The organism is Streptomyces sp. 1331.2 (assembly GCF_900199205.1).
Taxonomy (GTDB): domain Bacteria; phylum Actinomycetota; class Actinomycetes; order Streptomycetales; family Streptomycetaceae; genus Kitasatospora.
The window spans coordinates 2,655,415-2,670,359 of sequence record NZ_OBMJ01000001.1 but is presented as its reverse complement, the minus strand read 5'-3'; the positions used below and the strand labels follow the sequence as shown (position 1 = coordinate 2,670,359).

Genomic DNA, 14,945 nt, shown 5'->3' with positions numbered 1-14,945 from the left:
TGCACGATCAATGGCTGTCAAGGGTGGCCCGAGGGGCGGAAGCGTTCGTTCGACGGCTGTCGGAAAAGTGACAGGAGATCGCAACAGTGCGGCAATGAGGGGTGGTTGACGGACGGCTCGGGCGGCTGCTCAACTTGAGGCCATGTACGCCGAGCAGCCCCTGGTCACCCGCGACCACATCGACTTCGGTCGGGTGTGGTCCGCGGCGTGTCGCGGCTGACCCGACAGCGGCCGTCCGTCCGGCCCTGACCTTCCTCGGCCCTTCGCCCTTCGGGGAGTCCTCCCTCGGTTTGCCCCGCCGCGGGCCGGGATCCGCCGTCCGTACCCGACGGCACGTCAGGCTTCGCTGTCATCGCCGGCTCCGCACTGCTCCGCAACTGCGCTCCAGCAGCTCCCGCCCGCCCTGCACCCGCTCCGCGTCACCCTCATGCCCGGCGGCCGCGCCCCACCGCGGCCGCCGCCCCGGTCTGCCCGCCCGCAGCCCGCCGGATCCCGCTCACCCGAAAGGTCCCGCCATGCCCGTCGAATTCCTCGGCATCGCCGCCACCGGCGATGGCTCGGAGACCACCGCCCGCACCACCGCCGCCTTCGACCGCGACTACACCCTGCGGCTGGCCAGGGCGCACGAGGACCACGGCTGGGACCGGGTGCTCTTCGCGTACGGCGCCGGCGCCCCGGAGCCGGCGGCCGCGGCGGCCTTCCTCGCCTCGCACCTCGACCGGCTGCAGATCCTGCTGGCGCACCGGCCCAACGTCTCCTACCCGACCTTCGCGGCCAAGACCTTCGCGACTCTGGACCGGATCAGCGACGGCCGGCTGACCGTGCACTTCATCACCGGCGGCAACGACCACGAGCAGCAGCGCGAGGGCGACTTCCTCACCAAGGACCAGCGCTACGAGCGCACCCGCGAGTACATCGGCATCGTGAAGCGGGCCTGGACCAGCCACGAGCCCTTCGACCACGAGGGCCCGCACTACCGCTTCAACGACTTCGTCTCGGACGTCTTCCCGGTGCAGCAGCCGCGCCCGGCGGTCTCCTTCGGCGGCTCCTCGGACGCGGCCTACGCGGCCGGCGGCGCCGAGGCGGACATCTACTGCCTCTGGGGCGAGCCGCTGGCCCGCACCGCCGAGCAGATCGAGCGGGTGAAGGAGGCGGCGCGGGCCGCCGGACGGACCGACGTGCCGCGGATCCAGGTGGCGTTCCGGCCGATCATCGCGCCGACCGAGGAGCTGGCCTGGGAGAAGGCGCACCGGACGGTGGCCGCGATCCGGGCCCGCCGGGGCGCCGACCGCCCGGAGACCCCCGAGACTGTGACACCCGAAAACACCGGCTCCCGGCGGCTGATCGAGATCGCCGAGGCCGGCGAGCGCTACGACCGCGCGCTGTGGACCCCGACCGCCGCGGCCACCGGCGGGGCGGGCAACTCCAACGCCCTGGTCGGCACCCCGGAGACGGTCGCCCAGGCGCTGCTCGACTACTACGACCTGGGCGTGGACATCCTCTCCGCGCGCGGCTACCACCTGTTGGACGACGCCATCGACTTCGGCCGGTACGTCATCCCGATCGTCCGCGAGGAGGTCGCCAAGCGGGACGCCGCCAAGGCCGAGGCCGAGCGCGCGGCCCGGGAGGAGCGGGCCGAGCGCGACCGCCACCAGCTGATCGCGGTGCAGGCGTGAGCGCAGCACCGCTGACCGGGTTCCGCCGGGTGGCCATCGACGACCCGCTGGTCGAACCGCTGCTGCGCGAGCTCACCCACGAGTACGTCACCCGGTACGGCCCGAAGGGGTACCGGGAGATGACCCGCTACCCGGCCGAGGCCTTCGCCGAGCCGCACGGCGTGCTGCTGCTCCTGCTGGAGGACGGCGAGCCGGTGGCCGGCGGTGCGTACAAGCGGTACGACGAGCGCACCGCCGAGGTGAAGCGGGTCTGGACGCACTCGGCCCACCGCCGCCGCGGCCTGGCCCGCCGGGTGCTGGCCGAGCTGGAGCGGACGGCGGCCGCGGCCGGCTACACCCGCTTCCACCTCACCACCGGCCCGCGCCAGCCCGAGGCCAGGGGCCTCTACCTGGCGGCCGGCTACACGCCGCTGTTCGACCTCACCGCCGACCCCCTGACCATCGGCTCGCTGCCCTTCGAGAAGCGACTGCCCGCCCTCGTCCCCTGAAGCTCCCTGAAGTCCTGCTCCCTGAAGTCCCGCTCCCTGAAAGCCGTCCGAAAGGCACCCCGTGAGAGCCACCACCGTCCGCCGCCGCCTGCTCGCGGCCACCGCCCTGCTGCCGGTCCTGGCGCTGGCCGCCTGCGGCTCGGACCCGAAGATCGCGGGTGCGGCGGGGGCGGGCGGCCCGGCCGCCACCGCCACCGAGGACGTCGTCTCCGGCCTGGCGAAGTCGGAGACCGCCGCCGCCCTGCTGCCGGAGGAGGTCCGCAAGGCCGGCACGCTCACGTTCGGTTCGTCCTTCGGCGCGCCGCCCAGCGCGTTCTACGCCGACCAGGTCAGCAAGAAGCCCGCCGGGATCGACGTGGACTTCTCCGACGCGGTGGCCAAGGTGCTCGGCCTGACCGTGCAGCGCCAGGAGGCCGCGTTCGAGACCATCCTCCCGGCCCTGGACAGCGGGAAGTTCGACGTCGGCACCGGCAACTTCGGGGTCACCACGGCCCGGCTGAAGACCATCGACTTCGTCACCTACATCGACGACGGCCAGGGCTTCGCGGTGAAGAAGGACAACACCGCGATCCAGCCGATCACCGACCTGGTCCAGCTGTGCGGCCTGACGGTCGGCACCGGGGCCGGCACCACCTTCGAGACCACCCTCAACAGCCGCCGGAACGTCTGCACCGACGCGGGGAAGAAGCCGTACGAGGTCAAGGCGTTCAGTGAGAGCGGCGCGCTGCTGACCGGCCTCCAGCAGGGGCGGGTGGACATCGAGATGTCCACCATCAACGGCCTGCGCCACCAGGCCGCGCAGGAGGCCTCCGGCACCCGCTTCCTCGGCGAGTTCCACCGCCTGGACGTCGGCTTCGCCTTCAAGAAGGGCTCGAAGCTCACCCCGGCCTTCCAGGCGGCGGTCAACCAGCTGATCAAGGACGGGACGTACGAGCGGATCCTGCGCAAGTGGGGGGTCGCCGACTCGGCGATCAAGGAGTCGCAGATCAGCCCGCCCGAGCACGCGTGAAGGAGTTCCGATGACCGTCAGCACCCACGTACCGTCCGCCCCCGCCCGTCCGAGACCCGAGGCCACGGCCGCCGGCGCGGCCGCCGTCGACCTCGACGCCCTGGACGGCCTGCGGACCGTCCCCGCCCGGCACCCCTGGCGCTGGGCGGCCGGGGCCGCCGCCCTGGTCGTCCTCGCCCAGTTCGCCCACGGCCTGGCCACCAACCCCGGCTGGGACTGGGCCACCTTCCGGGTCTACTTCACCGCCGAGACGATCCTCCGGGCGATCGGCCGGACCCTCGAACTCACCGCCTACGGCACGGTGCTGGGCTTCCTGCTCGGCGCCGGGGTGGCCGCGATGCGGCTGTCCCGCAGTGCGATCCTGCGCGCCATCGCCTGGGCGTACGTCTGGGTGTTCCGCTCGATCCCGCTGATCGTCCAGCTGGTGTTCTGGTTCAACCTCTCCTACCTGTACAAGCGGTTCGGGATCGGCATCCCGTTCGGCCCGACCTTCGGCGACGTCGAGACCGTCGGCGTGCTCAGCGCACTCGGCGCCGCGGTGCTCGGCCTCGGGCTGCACCAGGCCGCGTTCGCCGCCGAGATCATCCGCGGCGGGATCATCGCGGTGGACGCCGGCCAGCGCGAGGCCGCCGCCGCGCTCGGCATCCCGCGGTGGCGGCAGGCCTGGCGGATCGTGCTGCCGCAGGCCATGCGGGGCATCCTGCCGGCCGCCGCCAACGAGGTGATCTCGCTGCTCAAGGGCACCTCGGTGGTCTACGTGATGGCCATCGGCGAGCTCTTCTACCAGGCCCAGGTCATCTACGGCCGGACCGGCCGGGTGGTGCCGCTGCTGATGGTCGCCACCGTCTGGTACGTGGTGCTGACCACCGTGCTGTCGATCGGCCAGTACTACGTCGAGCGCTACTTCGCCCGCGGCGCGCAGCACACCCCGCCGCCCACCCCGCTGCAGCGGCTGCGGGCCTTCGCCCGTACCGCCGCCGCCCGCACCACCGGAGGACAACCGTGACCACGACCCTGACCGAGGCCGCCCCGATGGTGCAGGTCCGCGGCCTGCACAAGAGCTTCGGCCGGCTGGAGGTGCTGCGCGGGGTCGACCTCGACGTGCCGGCCGGCTCGGTGACCGTGGTGCTCGGCCCGTCCGGCTCCGGCAAGTCCACCCTGCTGCGTGCCATCAACCACCTGGAGAAGCTGGACCGCGGCCACGTCGCCATCGACGGCGAGCTGATCGGCTACCGGCGCTCCGGGGACCGGCTGCACGAGCTCAAGGAGCGCGAGGTGCTGCGCCAGCGCACCCACATCGGCTTCGTGTTCCAGAACTTCAACCTGTTCCCGCACCTCACCGTGCTGGAGAACCTGGTCGAGGCGCCGGTCTCCGCGCTGCGCCGGTCCCGGGCCGAGGCCAGGGCGACGGCGCTGGCGCTGCTGGAGCGGGTCGGGCTGGCCGACAAGGCGGACGCCTACCCCCGGCAGCTGTCCGGCGGGCAGCAGCAGCGGGTGGCGATCGCCCGGGCGCTGGCGCTGGAGCCCAAGGTGCTGCTGTTCGACGAGCCCACCTCGGCGCTCGACCCGGAGCTGGTCGGCGAGGTGCTGGACGTCATCAAGGACCTGGCCCGCAGCGGCACCACGATGATCGTCGTCACCCACGAGATCGGCTTCGCCCGCGAGGTCGCCGACACCGTGGTCTTCATGGACGGCGGCGTGGTGGTCGAGCAGGGCCCGCCGGTCGAGGTCCTGGACCGTCCGCAGCAGGAGCGCACCCGGGCCTTCCTGGCCAAGGTCCTCTGAGCCCCGTCCCCCCAGCCCCCAGCCCCAGCCCCCTTCAAGTCCCCTTCACCGAGCAGGAGTTCCGCCATGTCCCTACCCCGTCGCGCCTTCGTGACCGCCGCCGCCGCGTTCGCCGCCGCCCTCACCCTGGCCGGCTGCGGCAGCGGCACCACGGGCGCCGCGGCGGAACTCGCCCCGGCCAAGGGCAGCACCGCGCCGAACGGCACGGTGGTGAACCTGTCGCCGAACCAGAACCGGGTCAGCACGCCCAAAGTCGACGCGATCGCGGCGCTCGTCCCGGAGGAGATCAGAAAGAAGGGGACGCTGACCGTCGTCGACTCCCTCGGCACCACCCCGCCGCTGGACTTCTACGCCAACGACGACAAGACCATCATCGGCGTCGAGCCGGACATCGCCACGCTGATCGGCAACGTGCTCGGCCTCAAGGTCGAGTTCAACCCGGTCTCCTGGGAGAACATCTTCGTCGGCCTGGACAGCGGCAAGTACGACGTGGGCCTGTCCAACATCACCGTCACCGAGGCGCGCAAGGAGAAGTACGACTTCGCCACCTACCGGCTGGACATCCTCGGCTTCGAGGCGAAGAAGGGCAGCGGCCTCAAGGTCGCCGGCGCCAAGGACCTCGCGGGCCGGAGCGTCGGCGTCGCCAGCGGCACCAACCAGGAGAAGCTGCTGATCTCCTGGAGCGAGGAGAACGTCCGCAACGGCCTCAAGTCGATCGACATCAAGTACTTCCAGGGCCCCGAGTTCTACCTGGCGCTCTCCTCCGGCCGGATCGACGTCTACGTCGGCCCCAACCCGAGCCTCGCCTTCCACGTCGTGCAGAGCGGCGAGACCGAGATCGCGGGCACCTACTCGGGCGGCGGCGCCGACGTCCTCGGCAAGATCGCGGCGACCACCAGGAAGGACAACGGGCTGGTCAAGGCGCTCAACGCGGCGGTCGAGGAGACGATCAGGAACGGCACGTACGCGCAGGTGCTCAAGCGCTGGGGCCTGGAGGGCGAGGCCGTGCAGTCCTCCGAGATCAACCCGCCCGGCCTGCCCAAGCCCAAGCCGTAGTCGCAGCCGCGGTTGCCCGTGGCCGTGGCGAAGTCCGCAAGCCCCGGCCCGGGCCCGTTCACCCGTTCGTCCCCGACCGCCGCTAAGGTGACCCCTCCGACGGCGAACGCCGGGCGGGCGCGGTCGAGTTGGGGGACGGCATGGAAGAGGGCGACGTGCTCGGCGGTCGCTTCCGACTGGAGGAGCGACTGGGCCGGGGCGGCTTCGGCGTGGTCTGGCGGGCGACCGACCAGGAGATGCGCCGGCAGGTCGCCGTGAAGGTCCTGCTCGCCGAGCACGCCACCGACCGGGAGGCCGTCGCCCGGTTCGTCCGCGAGGCCCGGACGGCCGGCGGCCTCAGCAACCCGCACATCGTGACGGTGTACGACTACGGGCGGACGGCCGCCGGCTCCGGGGAGATCCCGTACCTGGTGATGGAGCTGGTCCGCGGCCGGGCGCTGTCCGAGGTGCTCAGGGGCGGGCCGCCGGACCACGCCAAGGCGCTGCGCTGGATGCGCCACGTGTGCAAGGCGCTGGACGCCGCGCACCGCTCGGGCATCGTCCACCGGGACATCAAGCCCGAGAACGTGATGATCGCGGACGAGGGGGAGCGGGCCAAGGTCCTGGACTTCGGCATCGCCCGACTGGTCACCCAGACCGTCCGGCTCACCTCCACCGGCAACGTGGTCGGCACCGTCCCCTACCTGGCGCCCGAGTGCTGGTCCGGCGGTACGGTGGACGGCCGGGCCGACCTCTACGCGCTCGGCGTCATGCTGTACGAGGTCTGCACCGGCGGGCGCCCGTTCCGCGCCGCCTCCGTCGCCGAGTACATCCACAAGCACCTGGACGAGGTCCCGGCCCGGGTGCGCAGCAAGGACCCGGCACTGGCCGACCTGGTCGCCGCGCTGCTCGCCAAGGAGCCCGGGGACCGCCCGGCCGACGCCGCCGAGGTGCTGGAGCGGCTGCGCGCCGTCCGGCCGGGGATGCTCGGCCCCGGCGACCCGACCGCGGAGCAGCTGCGCCGGCGGGCCGACCGGGCCTGGCAGTACGGCGCGGCGGGCGAACCGGCGCAGGCGGTGGAGATCCTCGCCGCGCTCGTCCCCGAATTCGCCCGGATCTGCGGCCCGGCCGACCCTCGCACCCTGCGCACCTGCCACGACCTGGCGCTCTGGCTGGCCCGGGACGGCAGCCCGGGCGCGGCCGTCGCCCTGCTGGACGAGCTGACGCAGGCGCCGGGCGCCGACCGGCAGGCCCGGGCGGACGCGCGGCGCGACCTCGGGCACTGGCAGCGGGAGGTAGCCCGGCTCGGCCCGGGCCGGCCGCGCGCCCTGAGCCTGGCGGCGCTGCTCGACGTCGGCGCGCAGGCCGGCTGAGCGGCCGCGCCGGAACGCTTGTCAACCGTGCAGCCACCCGAGCCGGGGCCCGGCCCCTGGTGGGAATCGGGAGGATTTCGCCCATCGGGACGGTCTGGTCGGCTCACCCGGGGCGTTGGTATACCTCGTTGCCGGACCCGGGAGCGGTCGCGTACCGCCCCCGTGAGCTGCGACGAAAGGCTGGTGAAGGATCGATGAAGCTCCTGCGCGTCGGACCCGAGGGCGCCGAACGCCCGGTCGTCCTCGGCGAGGACGGCACCGCGTACGACCTCTCCGGGCGGGCCCGCGACCTCGACGGGGAGTTCCTGGCCGGGCTGGACCCGGTCGCGCTGGCCCGGGACGTGGCCGCCGGCGTCCTGCCGGTGGTGGACCTGGCCGGGCAGCGGGTGGGCGCGCCGGTGGCCCGCCCGGGCAAGGTGGTCGGCATCGGGCTCAACTACCGCGACCACGCGGCCGAGGCCGGGGCGGCGATCCCGGACGAGCCGGTGATCTTCCTCAAGCCGAGCAGCACCGTGGTCGGCCCGTACGACGAGGTGCTGGTGCCGCGCGGCGGCGAGAAGACCGACTACGAGGCCGAGCTGGCCGTGGTGATCGGCCGGACGGCCCGCTACCTGGAGGGGCCGGAGCAGGCCGCCGCGGTGATCGCCGGCTACACGATCGCCAACGACGTCACCGAGCGGGCCTTCCAGTTCGAGCGCGGCGGCCAGTGGGACAAGGGCAAGTCGGCGGAGACCTTCACCCCGCTCGGGCCCTGGCTGGTCACCGCCGACGAGGTGGCGGACCCGCAGGCCCTGTCGCTGCGGCTCTGGGTCAACGGCGAGCAGCGGCAGCACGGCAGCACCGCGGAGATGATCTTCCCGGTGTTCGAACTGGTCCGCTACGCCAGCCAGTTCATGGTGCTGGAGCCCGGCGACGTGATCGTCACCGGCACCCCGGCCGGGGTCACCCTGGGCCGCCCCGGCACGCCGTACCTCGTCCCGGGCGACGTGGTCGAGATCGAGATCGACGGCCTCGGCCGCCAGCGCCAGGTGCTCGGCAAGGCGTGACCGGCTGAGCCCCGACCCTTGGCACGGGGGTCGGGAGCCTCACCACCGCTCGTCGGGAGCCTCACCGCGGCTCCAGGACCTCCCGCAGCCGCGCGGCCCGCGGCGCGTCCGGGCCCTCCAGCGCGAGCAGCCCGGCCAGCACCTGCGCCGTCTGCGGATCGTGCAGCGCCGTCGCCGCCGCCATCGCGGTGAACTGGTCCACCAGCCAGTCGCGCAGCTCGCTCACGGGCAGCGCGCGCCCCTCGTCCAGCCAGCTCAGCGAGGCGCCCTCGACCACCGCGATCCACGAGCGCACCAGCAGCGTCAGCCGCGGCCCGGCCTCCCGCACGCCCAGGTGCCGCAGCGTCCGGCGCAGCGCCGCCCGCCGGACGTCGTCCACGATCGCCGAGGTGCGGGCCGTCTCCACCACCGAACCGCCGCGCAGCAGCGCCGAGTAGCCCGCGTCGTGCTCGGCCACGAACGCGAAGTAGCCGTCCAGCACGGCCGCCAGCTGCTCGGACGGCGTCCCGGTCAGCGGGACGGCGAAGCGGCCGGTCAGCTCCTCGGCCGCGGTGCGCAGCGCGGCCTCGTACAACTGCTGCTTGCCGCCCGCGAAGTAGCGGTAGACCAGCGGGCGGGAGGCCCCGGCGGCCTCGGCGACGTCGTCCAGGCTCACCTCCTCGGGCGGCCGGGACGCGAACAGCTCCAGGGCGACCGCGATCAGCTGCTCGCGCCGCTGCTGGACCGGCAGCCGCCGGTAGCCGGTGCGGCGCGGGCGCAGGTCCGGTACGGCCGGGGCGGGCACCTGGTCGGCTGCCGGGGTGGGGCGGTCTTCCATGGCGGTCAGCGTAATGGGCGTCGGACGGATCGGATCCTGTCGCGTCCGAACGGATTTCCGCGGGTCGGTGCGCAGGTGTGCGGGCACGGAGCGGCGGCCGCAGCGGGCACGGACCGGGTCGGCAAGGGGGTTGCAAACCGGCCGCACCACGCCATGATGTCCGGATGGTTGAAGAACTGATCACCACCGATGGCACCACCCCGCGCCGCATCGCCGACGGCTACGTCCGCGCGCTCGCCGAACTCGACCCGCTGACCGCGGTCTACCTCGGCCTGAACCCCGAGGACGACCGACTGCCCGACCTCTCCCCGGCCGGTGCCCGGGCGATCGCCGAGCTCGGCCGCCGCACCCTGGCACAGCTCGACGAGGCCGAGCGGGCCGGCGCCGCCGACGACGAGGCCGAGCGCCGCTGCGCCCGGCTGCTGCGCGAGCGGCTGACCGCCGAACTCGCCGTCCACGACGCGGGGGAGCACCTGCGCGCGGTGCGCAACCTGGCCTCCCCGGTGCACGACCTGCGGGAGTCCTTCACCCTGATGGCCACCGGCACCGGGGCAGAGTGGCAGATCGTCGGCCGCCGCCTGGCGAAGGTCCCGGTCGCGCTGGAGCAGTACCGGCAGACCCTGGCCGAGGGCATCGAGCGCGGCCTGCTGGCCGGCCCGCGCCAGGTGACCACGATGGTCGGGCAGATCGCCGAGTGGTTGGAAGGCGAGGTGCCGGGCGGCTGGTTCGGGCAGTTCGTCCAGGACGCGCCGGAGGACCTGCGCGCCGAGCTGTCCGGGCACGCGGTCGCGGCCACCGCGGCGCTGGCCGAGCTGCGCGAGTGGCTGCGCGACGTGTACGGCCCGGCCGCGGCCGACACCCCCGACGCGGTGGGCCGTGAGCGCTACCGCCGCTGGGTGCGCTACTGGTCCGGCGCCGACCTGGACCTGGACGAGGCGTACGCCTGGGGCTGGGCCGAGTTCCACGACCTGCTCGCCCAGATGCGGGCCGAGGCCGAGAAGGTCCGCCCGGGCGCCGACCCGATGGCGGCGATGGCCTGGCTGGGGACCGACGGCCCCGCCGTCGAGGGCGCCGAGGGCATCCGGGAGCACCTGCAGGGCCTGATGGACCAGGCGATCCGCGACCTCCAGGGCACCCACTTCGACCTGGCCGAGCCGGTCACCCGGGTCGAGTCGAAGATCGCCCCGGCCGGCAGCGCCGCCGCGCCGTACTACACCCCGCCGTCGCTGGACTTCAACCGTCCCGGGCGGACCTGGCTGCCGCTGCTGGGCCGGGAGCGCTTCCCGCTCTGGGACCTGGTCTCGATCTGGTACCACGAGGGCGTCCCGGGCCACCACCTCCAGCTCGCGCAGTGGAACTACGTCGCCGACCGGCTCTCCACCTACCAGGTGAGCCTCGGCGGGGTCAGCGCCAACCTGGAGGGCTGGGCGCTGTACGCGGAGCGCCTGATGGACGAGCTGGGTTACCTCACCGACCCGGGCCACCGCCTCGGCTACCTCAACGCGCAGATGATGCGGGCGCTGCGGGTCATCGTCGACATCGGCATGCACGCCGGCCTGGACTTCCCGGCGGACTCCCCGTACAAGCCGGGCGAGCCGGTCAGCCCGGAGCACGCCCGCGAGTTCTTCGGGCAGTACTGCGGTCTGACCGACGACTTCCTGGACAGCGAGCTGGTCCGCTACCTGGGCATGCCCGGCCAGGCGATCGGCTACAAGCTCGGCGAACGCGCCTGGCTGCGCGGCCGGGCGGCGGCAAAGGCGGCGCACGAGGCGCGCGGCGAGGAGTTCGACCTCAAGGCCTGGCACATGGCGGCGCTCTCGCAGGGCTCGCTGGGCCTGGACGACCTGGTCGAGGAGCTGTCGGCGCTCTGATCCGCGGGTGCCGGACCGGGGTCCTGGGGGGCTCGTCCCGAAGTCCCAGGACCCCGGTTCTTTTGTCCCGATAGTTCGATTTGGTGAGGTTTTTCCTTGCCATGCGATCGGGCCCGGGTATTGGCTGGAATGCGACTGCGTGACCTCTCCGTACCACTCCGGAAGGCTCGACCAGTGACCTCGCAACCCGCCACCGGTCATGAGGGCGCCGACCGCCGCCGCTGGTGGGCCCTGGCGGTCATCGCCATCGCCCAGCTCATGATCGTCCTCGACATCACCATCGTGAACATCGCTCTGCCGTCGGCCCAGAAGGACCTGGGGATCTCCGACGCCGACCGGCAGTGGATGATCACCGCCTACACGCTCGCCTTCGGCGGCCTGCTGCTGCTCGGCGGCCGTCTGGGCGACCTCTTCGGCCGAAAGCGCGTCTTCACCATCGGCCTCCTGGGCTTCGCCCTGGCCTCCGCCGTCGGCGGCGCGGCCGTCACCCCGGCCATGCTGTTCGGCGCCCGAGCCCTGCAGGGCGCGTTCGGCGCACTGCTCGCCCCCTCCGCGCTGGGGCTGCTCTCCACGACCTTCTCCAACCCCAGGGAACGCAGCACGGCCTTCGGCATCTTCGGCGCGATCGCCGGCAGCGGCGCCGCGATCGGCTTCATCACCGGCGGCGTGCTGACCGAGTACCTGAACTGGCGCTGGTGCCTGTTCGTCAACACCCCGATCGCGATCGCCACCGCCTTCGCCGCCCGCTGGGTACTGGCCCGCGACCACGTCGCCAAGGGCCGGCGGATCAAACTCGACCTGCCGGGCGCGGTGCTCGGCTGCTCCGGTCTGCTCGCCATCGTCTTCGGCACCTCCGAGGCCGTGACCAGGGGCTGGGGCGACTGGCTGGTGCTGGGATCACTGGCGCTCGGCGTCGCGCTGCTGGCCTGCTTCGTCCTGGTCGAGAAGCACACCGACCACGCGCTGCTGCCGCTGCACATCGTCGGCGAGCGCAACCGCGGCGGCGCCGCGCTCTCGGTCGGCCTGGCCATGGTCGGCATGTTCGGCCTGTTCCTGTTCCTGACCTACTACCTCCAGGTGATCAAGCACTTCTCGCCGGTGATGTCCGGCGTCTCGTTCCTGCCGATGACCGCCGCGATCATCACCAGTTCGACGGGCTTCGCGGCCCGGCTGATGAACCGGGTGCCCTCCCGCAACCTGATCACCCCGGGCCTGCTGCTCGCCGCGGGCGGCATGGCCTGGCTGACCCAGATGAAGGTGGACAGCCCGTGGGCCGCCATGGTGCTGCCGGCCCAGCTGCTGCTCGGCTTCGGCATGGGCCTGGTGTTCATGCCGTCGATGAGCCTGGCCACCCTGGGGGTCGCCCCGAACGAGGCGGGGGCCGCGTCCGCCACCATCAACTCGGCCCAGCAGGTGGGCGGTTCCTTCGGTACGGCGCTGCTGAACACCATCGCGGCCAGCGCCACCGCGACCTACCTGTCCACCCGGCTCGCCTCCGATCCGGGGGTACAGGCCCAGGGCGCGGTGCACGGCTACGCGGTCGCCACCTGGGTCGCGATGGGCGTGCTGATCGTCGCCGCACTGGTCGCCTTCGTGATGATCGACCACCGTCCGGCGCCCGGTGAGGCCACCGCCGTCGAGGGTGGCGCTGAGGCGGCCGCGGTACGGGCCGTGGACGGCCGACCGAGCCCGCGCGCGGCCGCCATGGCCGACGTCAAGGCCAACGTCCGGGCGGGCGGCGAAGTCCGTACGGAAGCGGGGACGGAGGGCCGCCGGCCACCGGCCGACTGACATCCGTCCCGAGGTCCCGCAGTCGACTCCGGCGCCCGCTCGACCCCTGGCTACCAGGGACCGGGCGGGCGCCGCCGTGCTGTCCGGACACACCCGGGTGACGGATTTCTCATCGACCTCCAAGCCTTCGGTAACGACCTTTCCAGGCGGAGGCGGCATAGTCGTTGACCGGACACCGCCACCGAACCCCGGCAGGAGAGACAGGCATGGGTCAGCACCGCCGCAAGAAGTCCGGCCCCCGCCGGCTGCTGGCCCCGTCACTGTTCACCGCGCTGTCCGCCGTCGTCGTGGCCGCCGTGGTCACCGGAACGCACGGGCTGGACCTGAGCGATGCGACGGCCGCCGGGAAGGCCGCCCGCAGCACCCGGGCCGCCGTCGCCCCCGGCTCGGGCCCGACCACGGCGGAACCGGCCTCGCCCGCCCCGGTGGTGGCCCCCACGCCGAGCGAGATCCCGACCGCGGCGGACACTCCGACCGACAGCCCGGCGCCGACAGCCTCCGCGGCCCCCGACACCCGCCGCGCGGCCCTCGGCACCACCGCGCCCGCTCCGGCCGGCGATCCCGAAACCGCCACCGTCGGCGCGCTGTTCACCGGCTCGGTGGGGGCGGGCAACCACTTCTGCACCGCCAGCGTGCTGCACAGCGCCACCGGCAACCTGCTGTTGACCGCCGCGCACTGCCTCAACAGCACCGACGGCGTCACCTTCGCCCCCGGCTACCGGGACGGCTCCGCCCCGTACGGCACCTGGCAGGTGACCGCGATCCACACCACCGCCGGCTGGTCCCAGAAGGGCGACGTGGACGAGGACTTCGCGATCCTGGAGACCGCCCCCAACAACGGCCGCAAGGTCGAGGACGTGGTCGGCGGCAACCGGCTGGGCGCCGACGAGCCCTTCGACGCCACCGTGCGCCTCTACGGCTACCCCGCCGACTCCGAGACGCCCAACCTCTGCACCAACACCACCGGCAGGCAGGGCTCGTACCAGCGGGTCATCGAGTGCCCCTCGTACCCGGGCGGGACCAGCGGCGGCCCCTGGATCAGCACCGCCACCGGCGACGTGGTCGGCGCCATCGGCGGCTACCAGCAGGGCGGGGACACCGACGACGTCTCCTACAGCGCCTACTTCGACCACACCATCGCGACGCTCTACATCCAGGCCGAGGCGTCCGCCTCCTGAACCCGCGGGGGCCGGAACCTCCGGGGCCGGCCCCGAACCCGCCCCCGGACATGACGAAGGCCCAGATCCGTGGATCAACTCCACTGATCTGGGCCCTGGTTACACTCTCGCAATCACTGCGTGAGTGCCCCCGGTAGGATTCGAACCTACGCACCCGCCTCCGGAGGGCGGTGCTCTATCCCCTGAGCTACGGGGGCCTGTCGGCCTGTCGGTCGCTCGCGCTTCCGACGTGAGAACACTATCAGGCTTCGGCCATGGTCCGTGCACGGGTTTCGCGCAGGGGCGTCGGGGCGCCGTGTCGGGCGGGGGAGCGGAAGTGCCCAAAGGCCGGACGGGGTGGCGGGGCCGCGGATACCCTCGGTGAGGTGTCGGGAGTGTCCGGGCGGGTCCTCGTGGTGGACGACAGCGAGGTGATCCGCCAGCTGATCAGGGTCAACCTGGAGCTCGAAGGCTTCGAGGTGGTGACCGCCGCCGACGGCGCCGAGTGCCTGGAGGTCATCCGCCGGGTGAAGCCCGACGTGGTGACGCTGGACGTGGTGATGCCGCGGCTGGACGGCCTGCGGACGGCGGCCCGGCTGCGCGCGACCCCGGACACCAGCCGGCTGCCGATCGCGATCGTGAGTGCCTGCACCCCGGCCGACCTCGACCTGGGGGACACCGTGGGGGTGGACGGCTACCTCGGCAAGCCCTTCGATCCGGCGGACCTGGTGGCCCTGGTCCGCCGGCTGATGCTGCTCGGCGGACCGTCCGCCGGATTTCGCCCTGAGCGAACAGACCGGTCCGATCGCGGCTGAGACCCCCGCCGAGCACGGCGTGGCGGCCCCCGCGGGCGTCTCAACCGGTAAACCGGGTGGCGGGCGGGCACCCCGTCTCGCC

At 73.1% G+C, this 14,945-nt stretch carries 13 protein-coding genes and 1 tRNA gene; 12 read left to right on the top strand and 2 right to left on the bottom strand.

Features of this window, described 5'->3' with window-relative positions; all coding sequences use genetic code 11:
- The first annotated feature begins 515 nt into the window (after positions 1-515).
- From CRP52_RS11185 to CRP52_RS11150, 8 genes are all read left to right on the top strand, one after another.
- The gene (locus CRP52_RS11185) at positions 516-1,676 is read left to right on the top strand and encodes an LLM class flavin-dependent oxidoreductase (RefSeq protein WP_097236258.1); all 1,161 of its coding nucleotides are present in this window, start codon (positions 516-518) and stop codon (positions 1,674-1,676) included.
- Positions 1,673-2,164 (top strand): GNAT family N-acetyltransferase, encoded by a 492-nt coding sequence (locus CRP52_RS39425; protein ID WP_097236257.1) that lies wholly within the window; start codon positions 1,673-1,675, stop codon positions 2,162-2,164. The genes CRP52_RS11185 and CRP52_RS39425 overlap by 4 nt, the downstream gene beginning before the upstream one ends.
- A 61-nt stretch (positions 2,165-2,225) precedes the next feature.
- A complete protein-coding gene (locus tag CRP52_RS11175; protein ID WP_257032415.1) occupies positions 2,226-3,173 on the top strand; it encodes an ABC transporter substrate-binding protein in 948 nt (315 codons plus the stop codon).
- A 10-nt stretch (positions 3,174-3,183) separates the two neighbouring features.
- The gene (locus tag CRP52_RS11170) at positions 3,184-4,179 is read left to right on the top strand and encodes an amino acid ABC transporter permease (RefSeq protein ID WP_097236256.1); all 996 of its coding nucleotides are present in this window, start codon (positions 3,184-3,186) and stop codon (positions 4,177-4,179) included.
- A gap of 26 nt (positions 4,180-4,205) precedes the next feature.
- The gene (locus CRP52_RS11165; RefSeq protein ID WP_097240004.1) at positions 4,206-4,958 is read left to right on the top strand and encodes an amino acid ABC transporter ATP-binding protein; all 753 of its coding nucleotides are present in this window, start codon (positions 4,206-4,208) and stop codon (positions 4,956-4,958) included.
- A 66-nt stretch (positions 4,959-5,024) separates the two neighbouring features.
- Complete coding sequence (locus CRP52_RS11160; protein WP_097236255.1) at positions 5,025-6,014, top strand: ABC transporter substrate-binding protein; 990 nt, start codon at positions 5,025-5,027, stop codon at positions 6,012-6,014.
- Between the two features lie 140 nt (positions 6,015-6,154).
- Positions 6,155-7,366 carry a serine/threonine-protein kinase gene (locus CRP52_RS11155; RefSeq protein WP_097236254.1) on the top strand — a complete coding sequence of 404 codons (1,212 nt, stop codon included), beginning with the start codon at positions 6,155-6,157 and terminating at the stop codon, positions 7,364-7,366.
- Positions 7,367-7,560: 194 nt separating this feature from the next.
- Positions 7,561-8,412, top strand: a complete 852-nt coding sequence (locus CRP52_RS11150) for a fumarylacetoacetate hydrolase family protein (RefSeq protein WP_097236253.1) — start codon at positions 7,561-7,563, stop codon at positions 8,410-8,412.
- Positions 8,413-8,473: 61 nt separating this feature from the next.
- Here the strand turns inward: CRP52_RS11150 and CRP52_RS11145 are convergent, their stop codons facing one another.
- Positions 8,474-9,229 (bottom strand): TetR/AcrR family transcriptional regulator, encoded by a 756-nt coding sequence (locus CRP52_RS11145; protein WP_097236252.1) that lies wholly within the window; start codon positions 9,227-9,229, stop codon positions 8,474-8,476.
- A gap of 164 nt (positions 9,230-9,393) precedes the next feature.
- Here CRP52_RS11145 and CRP52_RS11140 point away from each other — a divergent pair, with 164 nt between their 5' ends.
- From CRP52_RS11140 to CRP52_RS11130, 3 genes are all read left to right on the top strand, one after another.
- Positions 9,394-11,100, top strand: coding sequence for a DUF885 domain-containing protein (locus CRP52_RS11140; protein WP_097236251.1), 1,707 nt, complete (start codon positions 9,394-9,396; stop codon positions 11,098-11,100).
- Between the two features lie 129 nt (positions 11,101-11,229).
- Positions 11,230-12,891, top strand: a complete 1,662-nt coding sequence (locus CRP52_RS11135) for an MFS transporter (protein ID WP_097236250.1) — start codon at positions 11,230-11,232, stop codon at positions 12,889-12,891.
- Between the two features lie 206 nt (positions 12,892-13,097).
- Positions 13,098-14,069, top strand: a complete 972-nt coding sequence (locus CRP52_RS11130) for a trypsin-like serine peptidase (RefSeq protein WP_097236249.1) — start codon at positions 13,098-13,100, stop codon at positions 14,067-14,069.
- Between the two features lie 125 nt (positions 14,070-14,194).
- On the opposite strand, the gene CRP52_RS11125 is transcribed toward CRP52_RS11130, so the two are convergent.
- Positions 14,195-14,266, bottom strand: a tRNA-Arg gene (locus CRP52_RS11125).
- Between the two features lie 177 nt (positions 14,267-14,443).
- Here CRP52_RS11125 and CRP52_RS11120 point away from each other — a divergent pair.
- Positions 14,444-14,863, top strand: coding sequence for a response regulator (locus CRP52_RS11120; RefSeq protein ID WP_097236248.1), 420 nt, complete (start codon positions 14,444-14,446; stop codon positions 14,861-14,863).
- Positions 14,864-14,945 lie beyond the last annotated feature (82 nt).

Coding starts and splice junctions, on each gene's coding strand:
- CRP52_RS11185 (WP_097236258.1), top strand. CDS start 516: ATGCCCGTCGAATTCCTCGGCATCGCCGCCACCGGCGATGGCTCGGAG.
- CRP52_RS11170 (WP_097236256.1), top strand. CDS start 3,184: ATGACCGTCAGCACCCACGTACCGTCCGCCCCCGCCCGTCCGAGACCC.
- CRP52_RS11165 (WP_097240004.1), top strand. CDS start 4,206: ATGGTGCAGGTCCGCGGCCTGCACAAGAGCTTCGGCCGGCTGGAGGTG.
- CRP52_RS11160 (WP_097236255.1), top strand. CDS start 5,025: ATGTCCCTACCCCGTCGCGCCTTCGTGACCGCCGCCGCCGCGTTCGCC.
- CRP52_RS11155 (WP_097236254.1), top strand. CDS start 6,155: ATGGAAGAGGGCGACGTGCTCGGCGGTCGCTTCCGACTGGAGGAGCGA.
- CRP52_RS11150 (WP_097236253.1), top strand. CDS start 7,561: ATGAAGCTCCTGCGCGTCGGACCCGAGGGCGCCGAACGCCCGGTCGTC.
- CRP52_RS11145 (WP_097236252.1), bottom strand. CDS start 9,229: ATGGAAGACCGCCCCACCCCGGCAGCCGACCAGGTGCCCGCCCCGGCC.
- CRP52_RS11140 (WP_097236251.1), top strand. CDS start 9,394: ATGGTTGAAGAACTGATCACCACCGATGGCACCACCCCGCGCCGCATC.
- CRP52_RS11135 (WP_097236250.1), top strand. CDS start 11,230: ATGCGACTGCGTGACCTCTCCGTACCACTCCGGAAGGCTCGACCAGTG.
- CRP52_RS11130 (WP_097236249.1), top strand. CDS start 13,098: ATGGGTCAGCACCGCCGCAAGAAGTCCGGCCCCCGCCGGCTGCTGGCC.